Source organism: Sedimentitalea sp. (genome assembly GCF_039973035.1).
Classification (GTDB): domain Bacteria; phylum Pseudomonadota; class Alphaproteobacteria; order Rhodobacterales; family Rhodobacteraceae; genus Sedimentitalea.
In genome coordinates, this window is record NZ_JBDWLR010000106.1 from 161,666 (window position 1) to 188,194 (window position 26,529).

The 26,529-nt window shown below is 62.3% G+C and carries 26 protein-coding genes and 1 pseudogene; 17 read left to right on the forward strand and 10 right to left on the reverse strand.

The window, feature by feature from the left end:
* Positions 1-364: 364 nt before the first annotated feature.
* The 8 genes from ABJO75_RS28865 (at position 365) to ABJO75_RS28900 (ending at position 8,752) form a co-directional block, all read left to right on the forward strand.
* Entirely contained in the window at positions 365-1,189 is an 825-nt protein-coding gene (locus tag ABJO75_RS28865; protein WP_348195747.1) for a hypothetical protein, read from the forward strand.
* A gap of 4 nt (positions 1,190-1,193) precedes the next feature.
* Complete coding sequence (locus tag ABJO75_RS28870; protein WP_348195748.1) at positions 1,194-1,811, forward strand: hypothetical protein; 618 nt, start codon at positions 1,194-1,196, stop codon at positions 1,809-1,811.
* Between the two features lie 3 nt (positions 1,812-1,814).
* A complete protein-coding gene (locus ABJO75_RS28875) occupies positions 1,815-5,204 on the forward strand; it encodes an ATP-dependent helicase (RefSeq protein WP_348195749.1) in 3,390 nt (1,129 codons plus the stop codon).
* Positions 5,205-5,306: 102 nt separating this feature from the next.
* Positions 5,307-5,810: a hypothetical protein gene (locus ABJO75_RS28880; protein ID WP_348195750.1), complete on the forward strand. Its 504-nt coding sequence runs from the start codon at positions 5,307-5,309 to the stop codon at positions 5,808-5,810.
* A 4-nt stretch (positions 5,811-5,814) separates the two neighbouring features.
* Positions 5,815-6,291 carry a hypothetical protein gene (locus tag ABJO75_RS28885; RefSeq protein WP_348195751.1) on the forward strand — a complete coding sequence of 159 codons (477 nt, stop codon included), beginning with the start codon at positions 5,815-5,817 and terminating at the stop codon, positions 6,289-6,291.
* Positions 6,281-6,775, forward strand: a complete 495-nt coding sequence (locus ABJO75_RS28890) for a hypothetical protein (protein WP_348195752.1) — start codon at positions 6,281-6,283, stop codon at positions 6,773-6,775. The genes ABJO75_RS28885 and ABJO75_RS28890 overlap by 11 nt, the downstream gene beginning before the upstream one ends.
* Complete coding sequence (locus tag ABJO75_RS28895) at positions 6,772-8,148, forward strand: hypothetical protein (RefSeq protein WP_348195753.1); 1,377 nt, start codon at positions 6,772-6,774, stop codon at positions 8,146-8,148. Before ABJO75_RS28890 ends, ABJO75_RS28895 begins: the two co-directional genes overlap by 4 nt.
* Positions 8,149-8,362: 214 nt before the next feature.
* Positions 8,363-8,752, forward strand: coding sequence for a hypothetical protein (locus ABJO75_RS28900; protein WP_348202929.1), 390 nt, complete (start codon positions 8,363-8,365; stop codon positions 8,750-8,752).
* Positions 8,753-8,893: 141 nt separating this feature from the next.
* Here ABJO75_RS28900 and ABJO75_RS28905 read toward each other — a convergent pair whose 3' ends face one another.
* Positions 8,894-9,955 (reverse strand): RHE_PE00001 family protein, encoded by a 1,062-nt coding sequence (locus ABJO75_RS28905; protein WP_348195755.1) that lies wholly within the window; start codon positions 9,953-9,955, stop codon positions 8,894-8,896.
* 174 nt (positions 9,956-10,129) lie between these two features.
* Between ABJO75_RS28905 and ABJO75_RS28910 the strand changes: the two genes are divergently transcribed.
* From ABJO75_RS28910 to ABJO75_RS28925, 4 genes are all read left to right on the forward strand, one after another.
* On the forward strand, positions 10,130-11,704 hold the full coding sequence (locus tag ABJO75_RS28910; protein ID WP_348202930.1) for a transposase family protein: 1,575 nt from the start codon (positions 10,130-10,132) through the stop codon (positions 11,702-11,704).
* 1 nt (position 11,705) lies between these two features.
* Entirely contained in the window at positions 11,706-12,584 is an 879-nt protein-coding gene (locus tag ABJO75_RS28915; RefSeq protein WP_348195757.1) for a TniB family NTP-binding protein, read from the forward strand.
* Positions 12,581-13,594 carry a TniQ family protein gene (locus tag ABJO75_RS28920; RefSeq protein ID WP_348195758.1) on the forward strand — a complete coding sequence of 338 codons (1,014 nt, stop codon included), beginning with the start codon at positions 12,581-12,583 and terminating at the stop codon, positions 13,592-13,594. The genes ABJO75_RS28915 and ABJO75_RS28920 overlap by 4 nt, the downstream gene beginning before the upstream one ends.
* A gap of 157 nt (positions 13,595-13,751) precedes the next feature.
* Positions 13,752-14,999, forward strand: a complete 1,248-nt coding sequence (locus ABJO75_RS28925; protein WP_348195759.1) for an APC family permease — start codon at positions 13,752-13,754, stop codon at positions 14,997-14,999.
* Here ABJO75_RS28925 and ABJO75_RS28930 read toward each other — a convergent pair.
* A pseudogene (locus tag ABJO75_RS28930) lies at positions 14,944-15,543 on the reverse strand (IS630 family transposase); the annotation flags it as partial. The gene ABJO75_RS28925 and the pseudogene ABJO75_RS28930 sit on opposite strands and share 56 nt — an antisense overlap.
* 76 nt (positions 15,544-15,619) lie before the next feature.
* Here ABJO75_RS28930 and ABJO75_RS28935 point away from each other — a divergent pair.
* Entirely contained in the window at positions 15,620-16,654 is a 1,035-nt protein-coding gene (locus ABJO75_RS28935; RefSeq protein WP_348195760.1) for an IS110 family transposase, read from the forward strand.
* Positions 16,655-16,846: 192 nt separating this feature from the next.
* Here the strand turns inward: ABJO75_RS28935 and ABJO75_RS28940 are convergent, their stop codons facing one another.
* Entirely contained in the window at positions 16,847-17,263 is a 417-nt protein-coding gene (locus tag ABJO75_RS28940; protein ID WP_348195761.1) for a transposase, read from the reverse strand.
* Positions 17,264-17,315: 52 nt separating this feature from the next.
* Here ABJO75_RS28940 and ABJO75_RS28945 point away from each other — a divergent pair, with 52 nt between their 5' ends.
* On the forward strand, positions 17,316-17,531 hold the full coding sequence (locus ABJO75_RS28945) for a hypothetical protein (protein ID WP_348414377.1): 216 nt from the start codon (positions 17,316-17,318) through the stop codon (positions 17,529-17,531).
* An 8-nt stretch (positions 17,532-17,539) separates the two neighbouring features.
* Here the strand turns inward: ABJO75_RS28945 and ABJO75_RS28950 are convergent, their stop codons facing one another.
* From ABJO75_RS28950 to ABJO75_RS28970, 5 genes are all read right to left on the reverse strand, one after another.
* The gene (locus ABJO75_RS28950) at positions 17,540-18,196 is read right to left on the reverse strand and encodes a thioredoxin domain-containing protein (protein WP_348195762.1); all 657 of its coding nucleotides are present in this window, start codon (positions 18,194-18,196) and stop codon (positions 17,540-17,542) included.
* Positions 18,193-18,642, reverse strand: coding sequence for a disulfide bond formation protein B (locus ABJO75_RS28955; RefSeq protein ID WP_348195763.1), 450 nt, complete (start codon positions 18,640-18,642; stop codon positions 18,193-18,195). The genes ABJO75_RS28950 and ABJO75_RS28955 overlap by 4 nt, the downstream gene beginning before the upstream one ends.
* A 3-nt stretch (positions 18,643-18,645) precedes the next feature.
* Positions 18,646-19,266: an SCO family protein gene (locus ABJO75_RS28960; RefSeq protein ID WP_348195764.1), complete on the reverse strand. Its 621-nt coding sequence runs from the start codon at positions 19,264-19,266 to the stop codon at positions 18,646-18,648.
* Positions 19,263-19,769 (reverse strand): copper chaperone PCu(A)C, encoded by a 507-nt coding sequence (locus ABJO75_RS28965; RefSeq protein ID WP_348195765.1) that lies wholly within the window; start codon positions 19,767-19,769, stop codon positions 19,263-19,265. Before ABJO75_RS28965 ends, ABJO75_RS28960 begins: the two co-directional genes overlap by 4 nt.
* Positions 19,770-19,859: 90 nt before the next feature.
* Positions 19,860-22,205 (reverse strand): heavy metal translocating P-type ATPase, encoded by a 2,346-nt coding sequence (locus ABJO75_RS28970; protein ID WP_348195766.1) that lies wholly within the window; start codon positions 22,203-22,205, stop codon positions 19,860-19,862.
* 211 nt (positions 22,206-22,416) lie between these two features.
* Between ABJO75_RS28970 and ABJO75_RS28975 the strand changes: the two genes are divergently transcribed.
* Together ABJO75_RS28975 and ABJO75_RS28980 are read left to right on the forward strand one after the other, a co-directional pair.
* Positions 22,417-23,004, forward strand: a complete 588-nt coding sequence (locus tag ABJO75_RS28975) for a DUF5990 family protein (protein WP_348195767.1) — start codon at positions 22,417-22,419, stop codon at positions 23,002-23,004.
* 9 nt (positions 23,005-23,013) lie between these two features.
* The gene (locus tag ABJO75_RS28980; protein ID WP_348195768.1) at positions 23,014-23,529 is read left to right on the forward strand and encodes a hypothetical protein; all 516 of its coding nucleotides are present in this window, start codon (positions 23,014-23,016) and stop codon (positions 23,527-23,529) included.
* A 49-nt stretch (positions 23,530-23,578) separates the two neighbouring features.
* On the opposite strand, the gene ABJO75_RS28985 is transcribed toward ABJO75_RS28980, so the two are convergent.
* Positions 23,579-24,790: a metal transporter gene (locus ABJO75_RS28985; protein ID WP_348202933.1), complete on the reverse strand. Its 1,212-nt coding sequence runs from the start codon at positions 24,788-24,790 to the stop codon at positions 23,579-23,581.
* Positions 24,787-25,914: a multicopper oxidase domain-containing protein gene (locus tag ABJO75_RS28990; RefSeq protein ID WP_348195769.1), complete on the reverse strand. Its 1,128-nt coding sequence runs from the start codon at positions 25,912-25,914 to the stop codon at positions 24,787-24,789. The genes ABJO75_RS28985 and ABJO75_RS28990 overlap by 4 nt, the downstream gene beginning before the upstream one ends.
* A 163-nt stretch (positions 25,915-26,077) precedes the next feature.
* On the opposite strand from ABJO75_RS28990, the gene mntR reads away from it, so the two are divergent.
* Positions 26,078-26,527, forward strand: coding sequence for a manganese-binding transcriptional regulator MntR (mntR, locus tag ABJO75_RS28995; protein ID WP_348195770.1), 450 nt, complete (start codon positions 26,078-26,080; stop codon positions 26,525-26,527).
* Positions 26,528-26,529: the final 2 nt, after the last annotated feature.

A 26,529-nucleotide genomic window follows, 5' to 3' on the forward strand; every position in this document is an offset into this window, starting at 1 on the left:
GCATGGTCTGCGTTATCGCACCGCAACCCGCGTCCACCAAGATTTGCGTCCTTGGTTGTGGTATCGCGCCGTCCCCAAAACATGATCTCGCAGTTCAGCCTCCCATCGAGAGCCAGTTGATTTGCTTTATTCTCCGCTGTGGATCTTGGATACCAGCGAGGCAACTAGAAATAGTTTATCGTCCGTTTCATCATAAGCTAGGTGGATAACTTTCTGGCGGAAAGTTGAACCCCGTCTCTGGCTGCGGGAATATTGCCGATATTATGCAGCGGACGTTGAGATTCGCTGGCTGAATTTTTTTCAGAAATTTGTTTCCGGTTTTGGGCGACCGTGCCGATTACACATATAGATGAAAGGATAGCCCATGGCTGAAGCACCATCTTCGCAGTCGGCGGAACCGGAGAATTCCGAAGAACCTGACGAACCGCCGCAGATTGCACCGCTCACGCGTGGCAGGTGCAAGCGGCTGGAAAGAACCGAGCGGGAAATCGTCAGCGCTCTTGACCTCGCCGGGCAGGAGTTGGTGCGACGCGCTGAGTGCGCGGACGAGCGCGATCCGCTTTTTCTTTCGGCGGAAAGCCTCGTGTTCTTCATACGCCGAGCTATTCATTCCAGCGACACGAAGACACGCGATGCGCTCTTTCGCCTGCTGTTCGAGCGTTGCAGTCCTTTTTTCCGCGGAAAGTTCAGGGGATTCGACCGTGAGATGCGGGAGGACTTACAGGGTGACGTCATGCGCAAGGTCGTCGAAGATCTCTTCGCGCCGGACGATCGAGGCGACTACATGCAGGAGCGGTTCTGGGACTACCTGACGAAAAAAACGGTCGACGCCTGCCGTACGGCCTTTCGGCATAGCGGCGATACCGAAAGTCTCGACTCGGGTTTTTCCGGCGAAGGCAACTCCGAAGGGCTGACTTTGCTCGAAAAGCAGGCTGACGAACGGCTTTCGCCCGAACAACTTTCAATGATCTCGGACGGGCTTGCCAGGCTCCCGCCGCGCCTGAGGCAGGTCTTCCTGTTGCGCCACTATGTCGAGATGAAGATCGGCGCCGATAACCCCGCAGATGACCCGGACGGCGAAGTGACAATCGCACGCCAATACGGCCGCTCAGGTCGCACAATTCGTAACTGGTTGAAGGAAGCTGATGCACTTTTGGCCGGCTTCCGGGAGAATGAAAATGGAGAATAGAAATATGGCGACGCTCGATGATGTTCTTCACGAGTTCGTCGCAGAGAATGACAGACCTACAGCAGAGAACATCCAGAAGTGGGTTGCGCATTATCCACAATTCGAGAAGGAGCTGGTCGATTTTGCCGCTACCTGGGCCGAACAGCTGGTTCTGCCGGAAGCGCCGGACCTTGGAGACGCATCCGAACGTGTCCTTATTAATCGCGCGATGAGCCATGTTCAGAATATGGCTTATCAGGCTTCAGGCGCGCAGTCTGAATCACCGATTCAGAGCCTTACTGGCGAAGCACAGAAAGCCGGTATGGATTCGCAGGAGTTTGCGAAAGCTTGCGGACTTGACCTAGCGCTGGTGAGCAAACTCAACAGCCGAATGATTGAGCCGGCAACAATTCCAGGCTCGTTGGTTCAGCATGTTGCACGACTGATCGACAGGTCATTTGACGCAGTCACAAACTATCTCGCATTGCCGCCACGCAATCTTGCCGGCAATGCGTATCTGGCCCGCGCCAAGCCTTCGAGCCTTGGGCGACAGAGCTTTGCCGACGCAGTGAATGCTTCATCGCTATCGGATGCCGAGAAGAGGCGCTGGCTAGACGAAGGGACGGACCGAGAAGGAGGCTGAATTATGGAAGGCTTCGATACCGTTCGGGCTGTCGCCCGTCGCGCGCACGATGATGCGGCAATGAAAGCGAACGGCGAGCGTTCGGCATCAAAGCTGCTGGAGGGTGCGACGCGTCTGACGGGCATTCCCCGTCAGGGCGTACAGGCCGGCGACCCTGTGCTGTGTGGAGCTGAAGCTATTCTCGATCCCCAGACGCCCGCAATCTTTTATAAGCAGAGCGTGCCGGAGGAAAAGGCAGCGTTTTATCAAGCTCATGAGTTTGGGCATCACTTTCTGGATAACGCATCCGGTGCCTGCAGCACCGCCGATATCGATGACATCATGCCCGAAGAACGCATGCCTTTGGGAGTTCAGCGTGTTGAGGGGTATGGACCGCGCGAACGCCGGGAATGTCAGGCCAACGTCTTTGCGCGCGAATTTTTACTCCCCTGCAGCGAAGCGCGCAGGCTCTTTATTACCGAGCGACTTCCAGCAACCAGCATCGCCGAGCAGCGCGGTCTGCCCCTTGGCCTCGTATACCAACAGCTTGCCCAGGCACTGTTTGTACCGGAATTCGAGGCCGCGCCGGTGCAAACCCATAAGACACCGGCTTTGGACGACTCCCAACGTGCGGCAGCGGAGGCAATGGATGCTCCGCACCTCGTGGAAGCTGGGCCCGGCACCGGAAAAACGCGAACGCTGATCGCACGCATTGACTGGCTGCTTCACAAAAAAGAGGTCCCGCCTGAGAACATCCTCGCCTTGACCTTCTCAAATAAAGCGGCTGAGGAAATGCGCGAACGCGTCGCATTGTCGGCGCCAGATGCTGCGCCGGCTATCTGGGCAGGCACTTTTCATGCCTTCGGTCTCGAAGTGCTACGCAAGTACGGGCACCTTCTTGGGTTAGACCCCAATGTCCAGCCGGTTGACCCGAGCGATGCGCTGCTGCTGCTCGAAGAGCGTTTGCCTGATCTCCCTCTCGATCATTACCTAAAGCTTTATGACCCAGCTCTTGCCCTTCGCGATGTACTGAGCGCGATATCGCGCGCAAAGGACGAGCTGATTGGTCCGGCGCAGTATCGTAGCTTCGGCGAAGCCATGCTTAACGAGGCCGGACACGACGCCGATGCCCGCGAAGCTGCCCAGAAGGTCATCGAAGTCGCTGATATATACGCCGTCTACGAGCAGATCCTGCAGGACGCTGGAGTGGTCGACTTCGCCGATCTCATTCTCAAGCCAATAAAGCTCCTTGAGGAGCATTCCGAAGTCCGCGCGGCATTGCGCGGTCAGTATCCGCATATTCTGGTCGACGAATACCAGGACGTTAATCGCGCCAGCAGCGTTTTGCTTCAGCTCCTGGCGGAGGGTAGCAAGGAACTGTGGGTCGTCGGGGACGCCCGGCAATCAATCTACAGATTCCGCGGTGCATCGCCGGCAAACATTCGGAATTTCGAACGCGACTTTCCCGGTGGCAAGCGCCTATCGCTGGACGTGAACTATCGTTCGCAAGACCCGGTCGTCCGATTTGTTGAAGCCTTTGCGCCAAAGATGAAAGCGAGTGTAGGCGGATTGCCGCCAAAATGGACGGCGCATCGCGGTCACCAGGGCGGTGAGATTTGCATGGAGATCGCGATAGATTTGCCCGCAGAAGCAACCGGCCTTGCCGCAGAGATAGAAAAGCGACGCAAAGACGGAGTGCCTTACCGGGACCAGGCGATTCTCTGCCGCTCTCACACCAATCTTGCACGTTTTGCAAGTCAGCTTGAGGCGCGCGGCATACCGGTGCTGTATCTCGGAGATCTTTTTGAACGTCCGGAAACCAGGGACATGCTCTCGCTACTCTCGTTTACCTGCGAGCCCGAGCGCGGCGGCCTTCTGCGTATTGCAAGCTTTCCTGAGTACAGCCTGCCACTGGACGACGTTCGGGAGGTACTCTCATTTGCGAAGGAAAAGCGCATTTATCCGCTGGACGCGATATCCCGCCTGAGCGAGATCCCCGGCTTGTCCTCTCAGGGCCGGGCGGGGCTTGGAAAGCTCGCCGATCATCTTTCCTTCGTGACGCCCGGAACGACACCCGGCGCATTGCTGGCAGAATATCTATTCGTTCGGAGCGGCTATCTAGATCCGGTGCTGGCGGATGAGAGCGTTTCCGGGCAACAACAACGGCTCGCCCTGTTCCAGCTCTTGCAGTTCGCAATCGAACACAAGGGTATTGGCGGCGGCGGACCTCGAAACCAGTTGCTCCAGTGGATACGACGTCTGGAGATTTTCGGAGAAGAGCGGCAACTGCGGCAAATGCCATCGGCTGCTGCCGGTATTGACGCGGTTCGCTTGCTGACAGTCCATGCGAGCAAAGGGCTCGAATTCAGCGTTGTCTATCTTCCGGGGCTTGGCACCTCCATGTTTCCGGTGAACCCGCAATACAATCCGTGCCCGCCCCCGCCCTCTATGCTGAGCGACGATCCCAAGGCTTCGCATGCGGAGGAGGAAGAGTGTCTTTTTTTCGTGGCCGCTTCGCGGGCGCGGGACACCCTGCATCTCTCCCGTGCCGAACGCTACGGCGCCAATCGAAACGCGTCATCCCTGCTGACTGCGATGGTCGCCCATCTCCCCCGGCAACCCGACGGTCCGCCGCGATGGCGGGATGGCGGCGACATCGGTGAAACAGGCGTTGAGAGCCATGCTCACCTTGCCCCTGAACTGGATTCACATCGCGCAGAAGACCTGGATCAGTACCTGCGCTGTCCGCGGGCTTATCTTTATCAGCGAGTGCTTGCGCTCAGCGGTGCGCGTGACGACAACGCTTATGTCGAGTTCCACAGGGCGGTTTACTCCGTGCTTCGCTGGATGAGCGCACAGGAGGCGGGCAGGAAAATCGGACGCGAGGAGGCTTTCGGCATGCTCGAAACCGCCTGGGAGGAAATCGGGCCCTCAAAACACCCCTACGCTGCGGTCTACCGGGAAGCAGCAGACGGCATCATCGGTCGGGCAATCACGCGGCGCTCAAGCGGTGCGGAAATCCTTGACGCTGATTGGCAACTGGTTCGTCCGAACGGACGCATCAGGGTTAGACCGGATCATGTCGAGAACGGGCCTGAAGGACCGATAATACGGCGCCTGCGTACAGGGAAGCCACCCAAAAATGTCAATGATGACCTTTACGCCCTGTATCACGCTGCCGCCGCGCAGGAACTTGGCAATGCCAAGGTCGAAGCTCTCTTTTTGACGACGGACGAGGTCGTACCCGTTCCGATGTCGGAAAAGGTCATCGGCAACCGCCTGCAAAAATACGACAATGCAATTGCCGGTATTCGAGCCGGGCATTTTCCTGCCAGCCCGGACGAGCGGACCTGCCCGCGCTGCCCGCAATACTTCATCTGCCCGGGCATTCCCGGGGAATCTTCAGAATTCTGACTTCCGGGTTTCCGGTTTCTCAGCGCCGCAACGATTTCCTTAGTATGGAGCGACGCAAAGCCGGGTGGTCCGGCCGCCACGCTCCCAAGCAAGGAAAGGAGAATGGCGGTGAAGAAGACCGAGATTCTTTTGCAGGGGGAAAAAATCCCCGACATTCAGCTGGTGACGCTCGAACGCGGCAGGAAGGTCACTGACCTTCTGGCGGAAGCAGCGCGTCTCCGCAAAGACAAAGGCGAAGACGGGTACTGCGTGTTCGCCGAGGACAGCGAGGAGCCGCTCGGCGAACACGACGAGTTGCCTGAAGACCCGGACGGAAAGCCCGGCCGCTTCCATGTCCATCGTTGTCGGCACATTACGGTGACTGTCTCCTTCAATGGCGTGAGCGAGGACCGGGTATTCGGTCCTGGCGTTCCGGTCGCGACCGTGAAGAAATGGGCCGCCATCCGCGCCTTCGGCATGGACCCCGGCGATGCCGCCGAGCATGTCCTGCAGCTGACCGGTACTTCTGACCGGCCGGAGCCGGATACGCATATCGGTGCTTTGGTCAGCTGCCCGGCGTGCAGCCTCGCGTTCGACCTCGTCCCGCTCAAGCGCGTGGAGGGCTGAAACCATGAATGAACGCGTACCTTCACCCGACGAACAAATGCTCCGGCTCCATCTGGAGTCGGGGCGGTTTCGCAGCGGCGTCGCCTTCGGTTGGTGGCGTCTGACAGCCATCAACTGGCCTTACCTGATTGTCGGTGTAGCGGCACGCGACGGCATTGAATACGGGTTTCGTTTTCAGTGCGATGACTATCCGCGCAAGGCGGTCACGGCGCAGCCTTGGGATCTCGATGCGAACAGGCCCCTTCCGCCCAAGTTCTGGCCGAAGGGGCGCGCCCGCATTCCCCATGCATTCAATCCCGGCTGGAAAAACGGCACGTGCCTTTACTTGCCGTGCGACCGGCAGGCGATCGAAGGCCATGAGAACTGGGTGCATGAGCATCCGGCCCTCCTGTGGGACCCTGAAAAGGGGATTTGCAAGTATCTCGGCATCATCCACGAGATGCTGAATTCGAGCGATTATGGAGGCCGCCGTGCAGCCTGATCCTGTTCTCAGCATCCCGCCTCAGCTTTGGCGCGAGCTTCTTGACGAGCTGCACCGGCGGACCGGCGAGCGGCATGAAAGCGGCGCCTTTCTTTTAGGCCGGTCAGACCAGCACGGCCGGCACGCGGAGAAAATTGTTTATTACGACGACCTCGATCCGGCCGCCTACCGCACGGGTGTGGTCATCATGCACGCCCACAGCTTCGGACCCTTGTGGGAAATCTGCCGTGGCAGCGGCCTGTCGGTCGTTGCCGACATACACGTGCATCCAAAGCGTGCGTTCCAGAGTCTCGCCGACCGGAACAATCCGATGATCGCAACGGCAGGTCATCTGGCTCTGATCGTACCCTGGTTTGCACGTCCGCCAGTGGAGGTGAAGGAGCTGGGCTTCTTCGAGTATCGGGGGCGGCATCGCTGGCGAAATCTCGGCGGCCCCGGAATCGAAAGCTTTCTGAAAATCGGGAACGCGGAGGTGTTGTCATGAATATTGCTGTCGACGATGCAATCGGTGATCGCCTGAACCGCTTGGTAAAGCTCGCGATGGATACCGGTGAGGCCGCCAGTCTGGAAGAGGCCGAACGGATGTTCGCGGAGTACAGGCTGTCCGTTTCCGTGGGCGCCGATATCGCGCATTCGCCGACACTGCAGGCAACACTGCTCACTATCGTCAACAGCGCGCGCCGCAGCTTCCTTGGGGGCGTCGAAGTCGATGTTGCCGTTGACTCACCGTTGCTTGTGCCTCTCAGCAGGCACGAGAATCTTGGGGCTGCTGTGCGCGCACTTGGCGGGCGCATCACGACCAAGATTAGTACAGCCACACCCCTTATCTGTCTCGGTAACGTGCCGGACAAAGCCGAAAATCCGATCGCGATCCGGGCAACTTTTGACGGGTGGACCGGCGGCATTCTGCCTCTTTCGCAAAGCACAAAGCGCCTTGGCGAAAAGCAGGAGTTTGCACCTGCTGGCGTTCTTGCCGGTGCACTCGCTGTTACCGAGGCTTTTCAGTTCCTGCGCCGCAATCAACCACTGGCGGGCCGCCGTGAGGCAGGACTGTCGCTTTGGCGTCCGGAGCTTTCCTGGCAGGATAGCGCCGCACGAGGCCCGCAGATCGACCGACTGCCATCATCGCTATGGTTGGTCGGGCTTGGCAATCTGGGTCAGGCCTATCTCTGGACGCTCGGGATGCTGCCCTATGCCTCACCGTCCGAAGTACAACTCGTTCTGCAGGATTTCGACGTCCTTGCCCCGTCTAATGAAAGCACATCACTCTTGACCACGGCCGACGTCGTCGGGATTCACAAGACAAGGGCGATGGCGCAGTGGGCGCAACAGCGCGGATTCAGGTCAACAATTATAGAACGCCGCTTTGATGCGAACTTCAGAGCGTGGCCGGATGAACCGTCGTTAGCGTTGTGCGGCGTCGATAATGCACTTGCGCGCGCCGCATTGGAAGACGTTGGCTTCGGACGGATTATCGAAGCCGGACTCGGCGGCGGGACCGCAGACTTTCTGGGCTTTCGGACACATGTCTTCCCGGGTGTGCGAAAAGCGCGCGATGTCTGGAAACCGACGGCGCAAAGCGACGAAAGCCGAATTGACCTTCCGGCCTATGAGAAGCTCTCTGCCGCCGGCCTGGACCGCTGCGGGCTCACACGGCTGGCCGGCAGAACGGTTGGAGCGCCTTTTGTGGGTGCCATCGCCGGCGCTGTCGTAATCGCTGAGACATTGCGGGCCGTAAACGGTGCACATGCCTATGATCTCATCGACGGCCATTTGCGCGATCTCGCACATCGCACGGTCGTCCCTGCGGTTAACCCGGCACCATTCAATCCGGGAGCGACGCCGGTGGAGCTATAGCGGCGAGGTTGCTGCGGGCAGGTCAGATATCCCGCTCATCTTGGTCTTCCGAAGTCAGGAGCGAACAATCGCGCCACGCGCGTTCGAGTGTATCCATGTCTGTGGCGACACGAGGAAAGCCCCGGCAGAGCGAAGGCAGGCGATCCGAAAGGTCGAAGAGCGGACCGTAACCCGCGTCCCCGGGAAACAGCAGCATATAATCGAACGCGCGTAGTTGCCGTTTGCGAAAAACCAGGACGAGCGGACTTTCTTCGCGGTAGTCCTGGCCGCGGGCTGCGCCGATCTCGAATTTCTGATTGCGGTTCGTCTGACTGAAAACACACTGTCGCACCTCAACTTCATCATGCTCTCCCCGAGGTCCGACATGGATAAGACAAACGCGTTGCGTCTGGTGATCGGCAATACGGAAGTAGTCCCTAACGACATTCGCATTGAAGTGGGAATGGTCCCGCCGCCCGCCCGAGGCCGGGACGCGGGCGATCAGTATGCGGTCGAACGCTTCATCAGCTGCGGGTGTGGCACGTTCCTCGGGCGCGCGGCGCCGGCGTGGCCGGGGCACGACAAAACCGCCCGCCTGCCCCGCGCCAGGAGTGGCCGGTCATAATGACGAACCTTGGGCAAAGCCGCGATGGATGCGGTCTCGACGCGCCACAAGGTCCGGCACTTGTCCGCGACCAAAGTAGCGACGTCTGCCCCTAACGAAATCAAAGTTGATCACTGCTTCTGGTTTGGCGGCGCAAAGCAGTCATAGAATGCCCCACGCTCGATAACGCCCCCTCCCCGTCATCTCGCGGACTCCGAGCTCGTGCACCAAATTCAAGGCGCCGCGCTGACTGACCCTCGCCGCCTTTGCGACCATCGGGGCCGACACGATCGGCCGCGACAAGAGAAGTTCGATGGCAACCGGAAGACTGCTCGTCGATCGCTTGTCCAAGGCTTTCCGCTCAAGCTGCCGTTTCGCCAGCGTTAGTCGGTCGATGTCCTTCGTCCCGGCAGTGGCAGCCGCGCTCATCGCATCGAGACAACTAACCAGCCTGGTCGTTCGGTCGCGAGCACGTCGGCGCTCGCGCGGTATGTCGCGCAATCCCACCGCATAGGCCAGAAGGTGAGATCGCACCTTCCCGCGTGATCGCAGGAAATCCGAGATGAGCACCTGCCCGAGCCAATGCTGGCGCTGCAGGGGTTCGAGATGTTCCCATGCATCCCAGAGAACCGCCGCTGCCAAGGTGGCCGGGAACCGTTCGACCTTTTTGGCCAACTCGAGCCACTCGCCGATCCGCTCGCCCTCATCCCAATCCGGATCGCGAATGAGCAGCTCCCCGACACTGAGCTCGGGCTCCTGCTTCTTTCGTTCGGCGGGCTCGTTGCCATCGACCAACCATTTCGTGCGGGCGAGGACCTCGTCGATCTCGGCCAGCTCGGGCGACAGCGCATCGCGATCGACCAAGTCGAGCTCGACCCCCTCCCCTCCCCTGTCGACCGGTTCGACTACACCGGAAGGCTCCTCGGCAACGCCGGCGAGCGCCATGATGCCCGACCGCGATACCGCCCAGCCGGGATCATTCCGTGACACGCGGCGCCGGGCCCGCACGATACGGTGCGCGATAACAAGCTCATGGCTCGGCGCGCGAATGTCCATCTGTGCGTCGTGGAGAACCAGATCCTCGAGATGGACGAGTTCGCCGCCGACCCACATACTGGAGACAGAATCGAAGAAATCGGCCCGCTCTGCAAAGCCTGCACCGACCTCGGACCGGGCGACGCGCTCATCGAGCCGGGCAAGAGCATCCTCAGCTGTCGCTTTCACTTCCCAATTTCAATCGTGAGAACGTCATGTGCTGTTTAGGTTTGGGCGCTATGACGGCCCATGATTTTTCGCTAACGATTTCACTGACCGCTCATTTTGCCGAACCGATTGCACAGCCTGAAACCGGCGCCTGCTGCGCCACATTCCGAAGAAGCATGGGCGACGGCGCGCCGCGTGGCGCGCGAACTCGACAGGATTCTGGACAGCTCGGGTTCCCGGCGGACGGCAATCGTACGCGCGGCCGCCGAGCTGCGCCTTTCGACGCGACAGGTCTACAATCTGCTGGCACGGTACCGTGTCAATCGCACAGTGACGTCGCTCTTGCCCGGCGGAGACAGGACCCGGCAGAAGCGGCTCCCGCAGGACATTGAGGGGATCATCGCGACGACACTGCGAGAGCAGTGGTTGGTACTGGAGGCTCCACCCCTTGCTCCGGTCGTGGCCGAGATCCGCGCCCGCTGCGAAGAGGCGGGCCTCACTCCTCCGTCCTATCTAACTGTCGCTCGTCGGATACCCGCCCTGTTTAGCGCAGAGGAAATCGCAAAGAAGCGATCCGCGAACCCGAAACATCTCCATCGGCTCAGGGCCAGGCCCGGGTACATCCACGCGGCGCACCCGCTGGATGTCTGCCAGATCGATCACACGCCGACCGACATCAATTTCGTCGAGGTTATAGAGGACGGCGGAACCTTCGTCGGCCGCGCTTACCTGACGATCGTCAGCGACGTGGCGACGCGCTGCATACTGGGATTCTGCCTCACGCTCGAAAAGCCGTCGGCGCTGTCGGTCGCACTATGCCTGGCCCAGGCAATGTGTCCGAAGGACGAATGGCTGGTTGCGCGCGGCATCGAGCATGGGTGGCCGATGCTAGGACGACCGAGAGTGCTGGTCACCGACTCCGCCAAGGAGTTCAAAGGGAATGCCTTTCAGCGCGGGTGCGAGGACTACGGCATTCGTATCCGCTACCGGGATCGCGGTCGCGTGCATCAGGGTGGCGTGGTCGAAAGGCTGCTTGGGAAGCTCAACGGGGTTCTTGCAACGCAGCCTGGCTCGACGGGCCGATCCGTGGCGGACCGTGACCAATATCCCGCGGAGCGCCGGGCGCGTCTCAGCTTCGCCGATCTCGAGCGATGCGTCGCGCTCGCGGTGATCGACCACAACCTGCAGCAAAACGCCAGGACCCTGAGGGTGCCGGCATCAGAATGGGATAGGCAGGCACATGAACTTGTGCGCTTCGACGATGATCCCATGCGGGTGCTGCTGGCATTCATGCCCGGAACGGAGCGGCGCATCTCACCGCAGGGCGTCAGCATGTTCGCGCTCGACTATTTCTCTCCCTGGTTGGGCGAGTTTGTCCCGCAGCGAGATCGGCTCGGCAAGCTCGAGCTTCGATACGATCCACGCGATATCAGCCACGTCTATGTCCGCGATCCCGAAACCAGAGAGTTTCGATCTGTGGAGCGGCGCGACGGCATGCTTGCTCCGATGACGTTGTGGGAGCACGAGGCCGACCGGCTGCGGCGACGCACCGCGAATGCGCGCACGGATGTCGAGAAGGTGACGCTGCGCCGCCGGATCGCGGAGATCGCCGGTGGACCGAAGCCGTCGAAGGCCGAGCTGCGCAATGCCGTGCGAACCTCTCACGCCGCAGACGCGCCCAAGCCCTATAACGCGATGCGGCCGACAACGCCGGCGCCTGCCGATCATCCCGTTCGCCAGAAGCGCCGCTTGCCGGTAGAGGATTGGTGACGTGGCGGACCATCTGCTTGATCACGTTCGCCCGCACCTTGACCGCAGCATGGAAGAGCGGATCGCCTACATCCAGACACCGCGATGGATCGGACACCGGGTCGCGCTCCAGGCACACGAGCGTCTTGCCGAGCTTCTGTCGCGGCCGCCATCGTTGCGGACCCGCGGCCTGATGCTCGTCGGACCCTATGCCAACGGCAAGACCATGATCGCCGAACGGTTCGCCGTCGGACATCTGAAAACAGCCGAACAGCAGCGGGTGTGGGTGGTGCAGACACGCGAGGGCGCAGGTCTCGCCCACTTCTATGGAAGCATCCTGCAGGCGTTGCGGGCGCCGACCGGAAACAGCAGGGATGTCGGTCGCAAGGCGGAACAGGTCGACCATCTGCTCGACAGGCTGAAGCCCAGGATCCTGATCTTCGATGAATTCCACAATGCCCTGCGCGGTCGGGCGCGCGACGTCGAGGCCGTGCTTGCCTTCCTGCGGAGGATCGGTCGCCAGTACGACATCTCGCCTGTTCTGATCGGCGAGGTCGCAGTCTACGACTTCATCAACCAGACCGCCGAAATGGCCACCCGGATCGACCTGCATGCCGTGCCGCGTTGGCAATATGGCGAGGAGTTTCTTACGCTGCTCGATAGCCTTGAGAGCGCGCTGCCGCTCGCTCTCGCATCCGATCTTTCCGATGAACCTCTGGCGCGCACGATCTTCCAGCTCTCCGAGGGTCTGATCGGCGAGATCGTGGCGATCGTCTCTGCGGCGGCCGCGGGGGCGGTGAGATCTGGCGAGGAACGTATCATGAAATCGGGCATCGAGGCGCTGCACCACGTTCCGGTCACGAAGCGCCGCTGGGCGCGCATGCGTGATGACCTGCTGTGACGGGAGATGCCGCGCGCGGGGGCTTCGCCATCGAACTCCGCGAGCGATATGGCGACGTCGCCCCGGATAGGTGGCCGATTTCTGTCCAGCCGCTCCCGGACGAACTACTGTCGAGCTGGCTCCATCGGCTTGCGCTGGTGAACGGCATCGCGCCGCGGTCGTTCGCCGGCGTCCTCGGGCTCGGCGAGGGGATGTGGTCGCCGCGCCTTGACCTTCACCTCCCACGTAACATCGCCACATTGCTCTCCCATCAGTCGGGCCTGGCGATCGAGAACCTCTCGTCAATGACGATGAGCGGCGGCGCCATGAACGCCCCCCTGCTGCCGCTGCGCGATAATGCGCACCGGAACCGTTCAACCTGGATGCAATATTGCTCGCTTTGCCTTGCCGGGGACGAGGCACCATATTTCCGGCGGCCGTGGAGGCTGGCATCGCGTGTGTCATGCTTCGTGCATGGCTGCGGGCTTCGGGATCGATGCCCGTCTTGCCGTGCCGGCGTCGCGGCGTTCGACCAAGGCGAGCTGGTCCACCAGCACTTTTGCGCGCGATGCGGATTCGACCTGCGTACTGCCCCGAAGGCCTCGGTCAAGGCGTCCGCACGCCGTCTGGAACGCGCGCTCGCGGATATATGCCGGGTGGAGGCGGTCAGGGGTGCGGAGAGAACCAGGGACGCCGTCTCGCGTGTGCTGCGTACGCCGGTCGCCGCCGAGGCCCGATCGGGAAGGACACTGACGAATCTCTCGACCGCCGCGCGCATTCGCTGCTTCGAGGCGCTCGCAGCAAAACCACCTGACTGGCTGGTGCACGACATAGACAGCGCCGGCGCGTACCGGCGCTGCATAATCATGGCCGCGGGGGGCCATGACGCGCTGATCGCGCGCTTTGCGGATTTCCTGGAGACGCACCAAGGTTCTCCACGGCGCGAGCGCCCGCCTCCCGCCGCCGATCGATCCGCGCTGTTTACCGCCTACTTGAGGGTCTTGCAGTTTGGAGGCGTCCGCCTTCGGTAAGATCTCGTAAAGTGGCACCATATCAAACCGATTTACGTTTGCGCACTCCACGACCTAACACACTCGTCACCTTCACAGCCCTCGTCTCGCAGGAACTGCTGCTTAACATGCCCATTTAGGAAGAAATGGAACTCTTGGATTGGAGGCAAACAACCAAATGTCAGAGGACGCTGGCGGCCACCCCGGACTAACCAAGTCGCTTGGGTTGCTTCGACTGTCGCTCTACGGCGTGGGCACCATCATCGGTGCAGGGATATATTCAGTGATCGGTCCAGCTGCGGGAGCGGCGGGAGAAGGTATTTGGCTGAGTTTTGTCCTTGCAGCGATAATCTCCGGGTTCTCGGGCCTCTCCTACGCCGAGATCGCGTCGGCGCTTCCCGGCGCCGGTGCAGAGCACAATTTCCTGCACAAGACGTTTCCGGCCTTTCCTGCGCTGGCCTTCACAGTCGGGCTGTTCATTGCAGTGCATGGCGCCGCCACCCTGGCGACAGTAGCACTGACGTTCGGCAATTACGCCCAAGCGTTCCTGCCGTTCACTCCAGTCATCGTCGCATTGGTGCTCATGGCGATCGCCACCGCCACCAACATCGCCGGGATCGGCAAGGCTTCCTTCATCAGCGCCGCGCTCACGGTCCTCCAGGTCTCGTGCCTGATCGGTTTCGCGCTATTCGCGATTCCGTCGGGAAGTCGGGGGCTCCCCGACTTCACGGCTTGGCCGGACAATCTAACAGGTGTCTTGCAGGGTGCGGCGATCCTCTTCTTCATCTATTCGGGTTATGAACACATGGCCTCCTTATCGGAAGAGGCTAAGCGTCCAGACCGTGATCTGTGGCGCGCGTTCATGATAGCGCTCGTTGCCACCACTGTGGTCTACCTTTCCGTCATCCTCGGCGTGCTCAGCCTCGTCAGCGCGGACAGCCTTGCAGGTTCGGAATCGCCGCTAGCCGACGCTGCAAGCCAATTGGGTGGCCCTTTCGGGATGATCATTGTCACGGCCGCGTTGATCGCCACCGCCAATGGCGTGCTCAGTTCGTCCCTATCTGGAAGCCGTCTGCTGTTCGGTATGGCGCGGGACGGCGACCTGCCGAAGCCACTTTCTCGGACGCTAGGCGCGAGCCAAAGCCCGTGGATTGGAGCGCTGGCCTATCTTGCCGTGGCCTGCGGTTTCGCCGCCGTCGGTGAGATCGAGTTCGTCGCGAGCCTGTCCTCGCTCGGCGTCACCCTGGTCTTTGCTACGATCAACGCCGCGGTCATCGTGCTTCGCTTTACCCAGCCGAATCTCAATCGGCCGTTCCGCCTGCCATCCATCGGGAATGTTCCTCCGACGGCGGTTCTAGAGCAGATTCGATTTATTCGGGGTCATATCCGGCTGCCTCGAAATAGTTCTGGCATTGCTCAGGCGTGAAGGCGGAGAGGCAATCGGCGACAACCGACCAGAGTTCGTCGACGGTTCTGGCGGCGGCCTTCCTGAGCAGCGCCTTGAGCTTGGAGAAGGCCATCTCAATCGGGTTGAAGTCGGGCGAGTATGGCGGCAGGAACAGGATCTGCGCTCCGACCTTCTCGATTGCCTCACGCACGCCACTGATCTTGTGGGCCGGCAGATTGTCCATGACGACGATGTCGCCGGGGCGAAGCTCGGGTGCGAGAACCTGCCCGGCATAGGCCAGAAATGCCGGACCGTTCATCGGGCCGTCGAGCAGCATCGGCGCCGCCATGCCGGACATTCGCAGGCCTGCGGTGAAGGTTGTCGTCTTCCAATGACCGTGGGGAACGGCCGCCCGGCATCGTTCGCCGCATGGCGCACGGCCGCGCAGCCGCGCCATCTTCGTGGATGCCGCGGTCTCGTCGATGAAGATCAGCTTCTCGGGATCGAGATCGAGCTGGCCGTCGAACCAGGCTATGCGGCGACGCAGGACATCGGGGCGCTGCTGCTCTGAGGCATGCGCCGTCTTTTATGGGATGGCCCGCCCCTCCCGCCGGCTCCGAGTTATGGTGCCGGTGTGTTTGAGAGGAAGGAGCGAACCGATGACCATCGTGACTCTTGGAATCGACCTGGGCAAGAACCTGAACAGCGTGGTGGGTCTGGACGCGGAGGGGCAGGTCGTTCTGCGCCGGCGTGTCAGGCGGTCGACGCTTGCGGAGCTCGCCGGCAGTCTTCCATCCTGTGCCGTCGCCATGGAGGCCTGCTGCGGTGCTCATCACATCGGTCGTCTCTTTGGCGCGAAAGGGCATGAGGTCCGACTGATGTCGCCCGAATATGTCCGCCCTTACGTCCGCGCTCAGAAGAACGACGACAACGATGCGGCGGGAATCGCCGAGGCAGCGACGCGGCCGACCATGCACTTCGTCGAGCTGAAGAGCCAGGATCGGCTCGACCTGCAGACCCTGCACCGAGCCCGCTCTCGTCTGGTGGCAGCGCGCAAGGCGCTCGTGAACCAGCTTCGAGCGATCCTGCTTGAGCGCGGACACACCTTCCGGCAGGGGCGCCAGGTTCTCGAACGGGAAATCGATCCATTCCTCGCCGAGCCGCCTTCGGACCTCTCGACCCGCATCCTGACGCTCATCGGGAACATGCGAGCCGAGTGGCGATCGCTCGATGAGCGGATCGATGCTTTGAACGACGATCTGACCGAGCATGCACGTGTCGACGAGGCGGCGAGCCGGCTGACCTCGATACCCGGCATCGGCGTCCTTGGCGCGACCGCACTGGTTGCGGCTGTCGGAGATGGTGAAGCGTTCCGTCGGGCGCGCGACATGCCAGCCTGGCTCGGCCTGGTGCCGAAGCAGATGACGACCGGCGGCAAGCCGCGGCTGCTCGGCATCACCAAGCGCGGGAACACTTACCTCCGCATGCTGCTGATCCACGGAGCGCGTGCGGCGCTGCCGAGCCTCTCCAAACAGGCGACACCCTTGGGCGGGTGGCTTCGAGGTCTTCTGTCCCGAGCACACCGCAACGTCGTCATTGTCGCGCTCGCCGCCAAGCTCGCCCGCATCGCCTGGGCAAGCCTACGGCACGGTATCAGCTTCGAGCGTGGATGGGGACAGGCCGTGGCGGCCTGAAACGAAAGGATCTGCTGCGACATCCGAAACAGGAGCCGCAGTTTAGCGAGGTTGGCGGAAGGAGGCTGATGGCCGGAAGGGTCGAACACCCGCGTCCCTGGATGCCTGGTTCAAAAAACGGCACCTCGATGCCGGGTCTTTTATGAGGACCAGGACGCGCGGATCTCCATCATGGCGAGGGCCAACGCGCCGCTACGCCGGATACGTTTGTGCACGACCGAACAAAGCCTGAAGCAACCGACTTGCCAACGGGGCGGGCCATACGTTTTTGAACGTGATGCCGCGCCGGTCGAGGAACAGCCACACCGTCGAGGGTGCCGCCCGCACGCCGCGCTCGGCGGCAAGCCGCTCCCCGATTTCGGCAAGCGTGACGTCCGGCTCCTCCTCGACCAGGCCGAGGATGAAGGCCTCGTGCGCGTCGAGCTTCGAGCGTGACGGCTGGCCCTGCTTGCGCGCCTCCCTCTCGCCGGTCTGGCGATTGCGGCGATGCCAGGCCCCGGCAGTCGAGATCCCGATCCGGAAGCGACGCGCCGCCTCCCGCGTCGAAACTCCATCCTCGATCGCCGAAATCACCCGACCCCGAAGGTCTCCGCTCAGGCTCCTCGTCATCATCACCTCCTGGCAAATCACCAGGACCAGTGAACCAGACAAGGCCGCCCGCGTGAATCCTCAAACCGACTCTGCGTTCATCGAATGCGCGCTAGGCGTAGCAACTTCGCTTCTGCTTGCGGTCCAGTACGACTGGGCGGTCTACGCGACGTTCGTAGCTGTCTTCCTGCTGGGTGCGGTGCCTTACGCGTTCATCCGCCAGCGAGAAACGCAAGCAGCCGGAGCGTCCTCGGCGACGACTGGCGATGGGATCCGGTCCAACGATTAAAGCAATTCTCAGTTGATCGCTCGAACGCGTTTCACCTCACCCTCAACCAGATCTATCAATTGCTGCGGTCCGAACGTCTGCAAGGATTTCCCGTTGACGAAGAACGTCGGCGTCTGCTCGACGCGCCACGTCTGGATGTCCTTCGATTCCTGTTCCAGAACAGCCGCGACTTCGGTTGAACCGGCGTCCTGCCGAGCCTGCCCGAGATCGAGCCCGGCCGCGGCGGCGGCCTGCCACGCCTTTTCGAGGTCAGGGCCGCTATGTGGCGCCCATTCAGGCTGGGTGGCAAGAAGCGCCTCCAGGACCGGTTCGAAGAGATTTTGCTTGCGTGCCGCTTCCAGAATGCCAACCGCCTGGTCAGAGCCGTCGTGGAAGGCTGCGTATCTCAGAACAAGCCTGACGTCCTGCGGGTATTGCGCCAGGATGTTCTTCACGATGGGGTAGAAGGCGCGGCATGCCTCACAGGAGGGGTCGAAGAATTCTACGATGGTCACCGGCGCATCGGGCGGCCCTATTATTGGTGAGTGCTCTCTGACCAGGCTATCGCCATCGCCCGAAGGCGCCTTCGCGCCGCCATCCATCCTGTTGTAGTAGAGCGTCGCAGCTCCAAAGAGGGCGACGGCGCCAGTGGCGGCGGACACGATCATCAGCTGACGACGGTTCATCGATAAACTCCGGGCCGACACATAAAAAGAAGCGCTCCGATTGCTCCGAAGGCGACAAGCGAGACGAGCGGCAGTGGCAGGACGCCAAGGATCGTCATCGCGTCTCCGGAACATGAGGGCCCGTTTCGAGCGCAGGGCGCTATGGCTTCCTCGACGATGCCGAAATACACCAAGGTGTGGAATGCGGCCACGGCTCCGCCAAGCCCGACTAGTGGGAGCGCATAGGACCTGATGGAGGCATCCGACCGAAAGGCCGCAACGCCAAGGATGATGGCGAGCGGGAACATGAAGATGCGCTGGAACCAGCAAAGATTGCAGGGTGCCTGCCCCATCACCTCGCCGATGAACAGCGCTCCGAGCGTCGCCCCGACAGCGGTCAGCCAGGCCAGGCAGAGCCACCAGCCATTGCGCTCTTCAAGCTCTCCCTCGGACATTCGGTTCAGCATCGATCAAGAGTCCGTGGAGATCTGGCCCTTTGCGAGGCGCCGCAGCTTCTCGAGCCGGGTCTCGCGCGGTTCGTGCATGTCCATCATCCCGCCGAAACCGCCATCGGCCCTTATGAGAAACACGCCAGCGGTGTGATCCATCGTATATTCTTTGCCCTCCAGAGAGACCTTTTTGGCATAGGCAGAGAACGCGTTCAGTGCCGCTTGCGTCTCCTCGGCCGTGCCGCGCAGTGCGGTGATCCGGCTGTCGAACGACGTCATGTAGCCGGCCAGCGCCTCCTGCGTGTCGCGCTCCGGGTCGACGGTAATGAACATGACCTCGAATGCATCCGCCTCGGTTCCGAGTTCCGACATGAGGTCGGTGAGCTCGAACAGCGTCGTCGGACAGATCTCCGGGCAGTAGGTGAAGCCAAAGAAGACAAGATAGGGTCGACCGGCCAGCGACCGATTGTCGATCCGCTCCCCGGTATGTGACACGAGGGAGAACGGCCCACCGACCTTGGCGGTGCCCGTCGCGATCTCGCTGGTCGGGCTGCTCGACAGTTGCGTCGATATGATCAGGAAGCCGCCGAGCACGGCGATGGCCGCCCATACGACGAGCCGGAAGGTGCGAAGTCCGCTCATGGCGCATGACCGCCATGTTCGGCGCCGCTGCCAGTTTCTGCCGAAGCATTCTTCTGGACGACGAATTCGACATCGACAGCCCCGCCCTTTGCAAAATCCAGCCGCGCCTTGAAGCGATCGCCCTCGACGAGTTGCCGGCTGGGCTTGATCAGCATGAGATGAATGCCGCCCGGCGCCAGCTCGACCGATGCTCCGGGAGCGATCTCGACGCCGTCCGGCAAAGGCCGCATGCGGGCGATACCGTTCTCCATGGTCATCCGGTGGATCTCGATCCGCTCGGCGATCGGTGTCGAGCCGCCGGTCAGCCTGTCTGCTTCCGTCCCGGAGTTTATGACGGTCAGATAGGCCCCTGCGACCGGCGCAACGGAGGGCGTGATGCGAGACCATGGATGGTCGATCCTGATATCGCCTCGCGAGAACTCGTGCGCCTGGACGGCGGTCGACAGCAGCCCCGCTGTCAGCACGCCAGCGACCTTCATCGCGAGGCTAACAAAAATCGACAATGACCTTGGTCCTTTCCTTCCGGCTGTTGACTGTTCGTGGCGATCTCGCCCGAGTTGAGCCATTGCGCGCATCGCCGCGACGAACACCTGTCAACTGTCTCGAAGCCCCTTCCAGGCCAGCAGCCGCATCGCATTGGCTGTGACCAGAACGGTCGCGCCGGTATCAGCGAGGATCGCCGGCCAAAGCCCAGTTACCCCGAACACCGTGGTCACCAGAAACACGGCCTTGAGCCCAAGCGAGATGGTGATGTTCTGGAAGATGTTGCGCATGGTGAGACGCGATAGCGCTACCATGTTGGCGACGTCCTTCACGCGGCCGTGCAGCACCGCCGCGTCCGCCGTTTCCAGTGCAACGTCGGTGCCGCTGCCCATGGCGATGCCGATGTCGGCAGCCGCGAGCGCAGGCGCATCGTTGATTCCGTCGCCGACCTTGGCGACGAACCTGCCTTCGGCGCGCATCTCGCCGACGATCTTCTGCTTGTCCTGCGGCATCAGTTCGGCGCGCGCGTCGGCCATGCCGAGGGAGGCAGCGATGGCCTTCGCGGTGCGCTGGTTGTCGCCGGTCAGCATCACCGTGTCGGCGCCGAGGTCGAGCAGCGCCGCGATCCCTTCCCTGGCGTCGTCCCGCGGCTCGTCGCGCATGGCGATCAGGCCAGCCACTTCGTCGCCGGCAAGCAGCACCGAAACGGTCTTGCCCTCGTCGTTGAGCGCGGCAATGCGGGCCGAGAGGGTATCGTCGAGCGTGACCTTCTCGGCCGCGGCGCGCGGAGACGCCAGGAACAGTTTCGTGCCGTCGACCGTGCCGACAACGCCCTTGCCGCCGACGGCGCCGGCCTCGGAGGCCGCTAAGACCGGGACCTTGTCGGCCTCGGCCTTCGCCAGGATGGCGACCGCCAGGGGATGGCTCGATCCGGCTTCCAGCGCTGCCGCAAGCCGCAACGTCTCGCGCTCGTCGCGCGCGACGCCGACGATGTCGGTGACCTTCGGCTTGCCTTCCGTCAACGTACCCGTCTTGTCGAAGGCGACGCGATTGACCTTGCCCAGGTTCTCCAGCACCGCGCCGCCCTTCATCAGAAGTCCGCGCCGCGCGCCGGCGGAAAGGGCTGCGGCGATCGCGGCCGGCGTCGAGATGACGAGCGCGCAGGGGCACCCGATCAGCAGCACCGCAAGACCGCGATAAATCCACGTGTTCCATTCCGCGCCGGCAAGAAGCGGCGGCAGGATCGCGATCAGCGCCGCGACCACCATGACGCCTGGCGTGTAGTATCGCGAGAAGCGGTCGATGAAGCGCTCGGTCGGAGCCTTCGATTCTTGCGCCTGCTCGACCAGCGCGATGATGCGGGAGATTGTGTTGTCAGCGGCCGTGGCCGTGACGCGGACGCGCAGCACGCCCTCCTGATTGACCGTGCCAGCGAAGACATTGTCGCCGCTCTCCTTGCGCTTCGGCACGGATTCGCCCGTCACCGGCGCCTCGTCGACCGCGCTTTCGCCCGAAACGACAACGCCGTCAGCCGGCACCCGATCGCCGGGGCGCACGAGAACGACTGCGTCGATCGACAGGCTTTCGGCGGGAACGGTCTGTGTCGTGCCATCACGCTCGAGCAGGGCCGTCTTGGGCATCAGTGTCGCCAGCGCGCGAATGCTGGCGCGGGCGCGGCCCGTCGCGATGCCCTCGAGCAGCTCGCCGACGAGGAACAGGAAGACGACGACGGCTGCTTCTTCTGCGGCGTTGATGATCACGGCGCCGACCGCAGCAACCGTCATCAGCGTCTCGATGGTGAACGGGCTGCCGTTCATCGCGCCGGACAGCGCGCGGCGTGCAATCGGGATCAGGCCGACGGCCATGGCCACGATGAAGCCCCAGGGCTGCGTCTGCGGAAACAACTGGGCGAGAACGAAGGCGGCCGCGAGCACGATGCCGCAGATGATGGTCAGCCGTGCCTTGGACGTTTTCCACCAGGGGCCATCTTGCGGCCCGTGGTCGTGGCCATGCAAGCCCTCCAGAGCATCCGGGTTCTTTCTGGACGGCGCTGGGCCGGATGGACGATCCTGCGCGGCCGTTCCCGCGGTGCCGTGGTTATGGTCGTGATGGTCGTCGTGGTTATGATCATGGTCGTGGCCATGGCCCTCATGATCATGCGAGCAATCGGGACCGTGGACATGCCCTTTGTGCTCGTCCTGGCCGGACTTAGCGGCGCCAGCCTGTTCGACGACCCCTATCGGGGCGGTCTTGTATCCAAGGCTGCTGACCTTGCGCGCAAGGGCGCTGAGGTCGAGCTTTTCCCCATGCGTGACGGTCATCGTGCCAGCTACAGCGGAGACGTTCACCTCCGTGACATCCGGCATTCGACGCACAGCCGTGTCGATCTTTGCAGCGCAACTCGCGCAGTCCATGCCTTCAACCCGGAAGCGGGTTTCGCGTGCCGCAGCGGCCATTTCTCTTGTCTCCTGTCACGCAGGAGTAAGGACATAGGACCTCTAGCAGCTAGAGGGTCAAGAGCCGTCTCGGCACCCGGGCGGAACATCTCGACGCAATGGTCGAAGCGTGCTCTCCTGATTGTTGCTGGTAGTGCCTTGGTTTGAATGACCGCTTCCGGGTGGTATGCCGCGTCTGGTTTGGGCGCCTCCCACCGAAGTATGAACTCGCATGGCACAGAAAGATCAGAACGCAGTCAATTTCCGGATCGTCATCGACCAGCCGGTCATCGGCGTTCTGCACAGTCTTCAGGCAAAGGACGACTCGCCGCTCGATCCGAAATGTTCTCGTGACGGCGAAGCGCTCCTGTTCGATTTTCAGATCCGCATAGGTCCGGGCCCCAAGTTCTTCGGCGATCAGGTCCGTCGCGAAGGTCCCGTGCGCAGATTTGTCTATGTTCGTGTCGGCCAATCAGCCGGAGACCCTTCCTCACCCTGGTCCCGCCGAATGAAGATCGACATCCACGACATTGAAAACGACCTGCTGGATCGAGCAGCCAAGAGCGGAGGGATCATCGAAACGACAGTCATCGGCACGGATAAGGACGGCTCGCCCGCCTGCGCCACGGTGAGACCAACGGGGCGACGCTTCGTCGAGCGCGGACGCCGAAGGCTGCATGGATCGCAGGCCGAAATTCGACTGGAACACCACCTCATCGTTAGATTGCTTGCCCATAGGGCTACATTCCGGTCAAATCTCTTTGCGACATCGCCGAAGCCTGCATCCTCGTCGCCAGTTTTGCACCGTCAGGAGCGGTGAGATGCTTGGATGGCGATCATGGAAAAACGCGTGAAGCGAGCACGAGGACTTCTTCTCGCCATGTTGGTCGATGCCGCGTCGCCGGCCGCGGCAAGCGCTCCGATCGGCGTCTTCATCTGGTATCCGGACCAGGCCACAGCGCCTTCGTCGGCTGACTGCAAGGCGCTGGTCCAGCGCGTCCGCCCGTCTCGCGAAAAGGCTGAAGCCTGGCTCTGGGGCCGCGCCCCGTTTGGCTCCGAGATGGAATATTATCTGTTCGTTTCCGAGAACCGGATGGAGCCGACATATGCGGCCGAGGGCGACTACGACACGGGGGCGCTTCGTCTCGGACAGGTCGACGGCGATACGACGGCATTCGAATTGATCCCCGACGACCACCCGGAAGTCACCATCGCGGGATCCATCACCGCACCGGCGGGCAGCGCTGTCGTGACCGTGACCTTGCGCGACGTGCCGACCACGAACGGCAAGTCGGACAGGACGACCTATTTCTGCCGGTTTGACGATGCCGGCACCGAGACCTGACGCGGAGGCTTCCCCGCGCCTCCCGTAGACCGTCAAGCGGGACGCAGCGTCAGATCTTCACCAGCATGGCCGTCACATACATGAAGGCGACACCCACCGCGAGACCGGCCAACACCGGCGGTGAACTGATCGCAGCGTTCGCGCCGCCCCTGTTTCGCGCCAGCAAGGCGCCGACCTCGACTATCACCTGCAGGATGGCGCCGGCGCCAATGGCGAGCGCCAGCGCCGACCAGTGTGGCGCATAGGCGAGACTGCCGAGCCAGATGCCCGCGACCGCGGGTCCTCCCGCCAGAAGCGTGAGGGCGGCGAAGGCCCAGAGCGGCGGCCGCACCTTCAGGATCGGAGCGGCTATCCCGATCCCCTCGGTGATGTTGTGCAGGGTAAAGCCAATCACGAGAAACGTCCCAAGGCCCGCGGCACCCGCGGCGAAGGCGGCGCCGATGGCCAGCCCCTCGCCGAGATTATGCAGCCCGATGCCGAGCGCGATATAGGCGGCAAGCGCCAGGCCCGAGGGACGGCCCTGGCGGCGCGATACAGCCATCAGCAGCAGGAAGCTCGCCGCGGCCGTCAGGACGACCATCGCCTGGCCCTGGAAGACGGCGGCCGCCTGCGCGGCGAATTCAAGGGCATCTTCCAGCGTGTCGACGATCAGGAAACCGAGCAGACCGACGGTGAGGGCCAGCAGGAAATCCATGGTAGCCGGACCGGCGCCGCGCAGGGCGGGATAGAACATCAGGCCGACCGCGACTGGCAGGATGCCGACGAAGGCGCCCAGAATGGCCTGTGACACCAGGTTGCCGGAGGTGGCGACGGGTGTGGCGACCGCGACCGGTATGGCGTGCTCGAAGGTCGCCCCCGTGTTGGTGACGAAGACAACCGTGTGCGCTTCGCCGAGAACCCACGGGAACGGCAGGCTGATCCACGCCGTGTCGCCTCTGGCGATCGGTCCGGCAGGCGTCTGGACGAATTCCCAATAGGCCGCGTCGACCTGCATCTGCGCGATTGTCATCGGCTCGGAACCGCCGGCGCGCACGAGGAGTCGGAGACCGTTCTGATCGAGAATGGTCCGCTCGACCGTCAGCGCTTCCACCGGAGGCGCGCCATTGTCGAAGCGGGCAATGGGATTGGTGGCGATGAGCCACCAGATCGCTGCCGCCAGCACAAGGAGCGGCAGGATCACCCACACTAGGGTCCGCCAGATTGGCGTCTTCGTAGAGGTCGCGGTAATCAGGGAGGTGCTGTTCGCAGGGCTGTCGTTCACGACACGGCCTCCACGACGTCGAACATCCCCATCCACCCGAGTTCGGTAAACTCCGACTGGTGGGCATGGAACATATAGAGGCCCGGCTCATGGTTGGCGAAGGTGAACTCCAGAATGCCGCGCTGGGCCTGGCACTGCATGATGACGTCGACGGTCTTCAGCGTCGGCGTCAGCGTCGTGCCCTGATCGTAGTAGTCGAAGAAGTTGGCATGCAGGTGGAACGAGTTGATCGGATCGAACTCGGTGATGTTCATGAGATAGACGCGAACGGGGCGTTGCTTCTCGATCCTGATCGGCTTCTTGGCATAGCAGTGCGCAATGGTGTTGCAGGCATAGAACTCGTTCTCGCCGTCGAAGGTCGTATCGAAGGCGTTCATCACCATAGCCAGCTCCTGCCAGCGGGCGTTTTCCGGCGTGCCGAGCAGGCGGGATCGCGCCACGTCGGTAAAGTCGGGATGCCGTTCGGGGTCGGGGTCGACGATGAACAGGCCGTACATGCCCTTGTGGATGTGGCGCGCCAGCGGCAGCGCGTGACAATGATAGAGGTGGCAGCCGAACGGGGTCGCGTCGAACTCGTAGACGAACTCCTCGCCGGGTCCGATCAGGCCGGCACCCGGAATGCCGTCCATGCGCGCCGCATGGATGCCATGGAAATGCATCGAATGCGGATGCGAGCCATAGTTGCGAAAGACGATCCGCAGCCGCTCACCCTCGATCGCGCGCAACGCTGGGCCGGGCACGCGGCCGTTGAACGTCCACGCGGGGAACACGACCCCGGGTGCGATCTCGATCTCCTTGTCCTCGGCCGTGACCTCGAAGGTGCGCAGGCGCCGTCCGTCGGGAAGCGTCGACGCAGTGCCGGTGTCCCAGTCCGTCAGCATGGCGGTCGGATCGAAGCCGTTTCGCGTATCGTCGACGTCGCCCACGGTGATCATCGCGCCGTGGGCAACACGATGCGGTGAAGCCGCGGCTTCACCCTGCGCAGCCGGGCTAGCGCCATGCCCGGCCGGATGCGCCGTCTGCCCGAGCGCGGAGCGGCCGCTGAGCGCTGCCCCACCGGCGGCGAGCAAGCCCGCGCCGATAAGCCCCCGACGTTTGAGATCGAATGCCAGCCAGTTCCTCACCGCAGCTCCTCCCTCTTAGCAGCTGCAAATAAGAAAAGCATGCCCTCCGAAATATAGCAATGGCTATATTCCCAGAGATGACCACCGGCACCGTGACGCCCTGTCCGGAATGAGATATAGCTATGGCTATGATATTTGCCTGCCGGGAGACAAAGCGGAACACATGAACGACCGAGTAGCGAACAACGAAACGGCAGCCGGTCTCCTGGATGCCGACACGCAGGTGGAAAGTTTTCGACAGACCCGCAGCAATCGGCGGACGGAGCTGGTCGAGGACTATGTGGAGTTGATCGCCGATCTGATCGAGCATGACGGCGAGGCGCGACAGGTCGACATCGCCTCACGGCTCGGCGTGGCGCAGCCAACGGTAGCGAAGATGCTGAAGCGGTTGACGTCCGATGGTCTCATCCAACGCCGCCCCTATCGCGGCGTGTTTCTGACGGATGAAGGCAAGGAACTTGCGCGCTCCAGCCGTGAGCGCCACCAGATTGTGGAATCGTTCCTGTGCGCTCTCGGCATCAGCCCTGAGACGGCGCGCATAGATGCCGAGGGTATCGAGCATCATGTCAGCGCCGAGACGCTTGATGCGTTCCGCTCGTTCCTGCGTCGATAGGC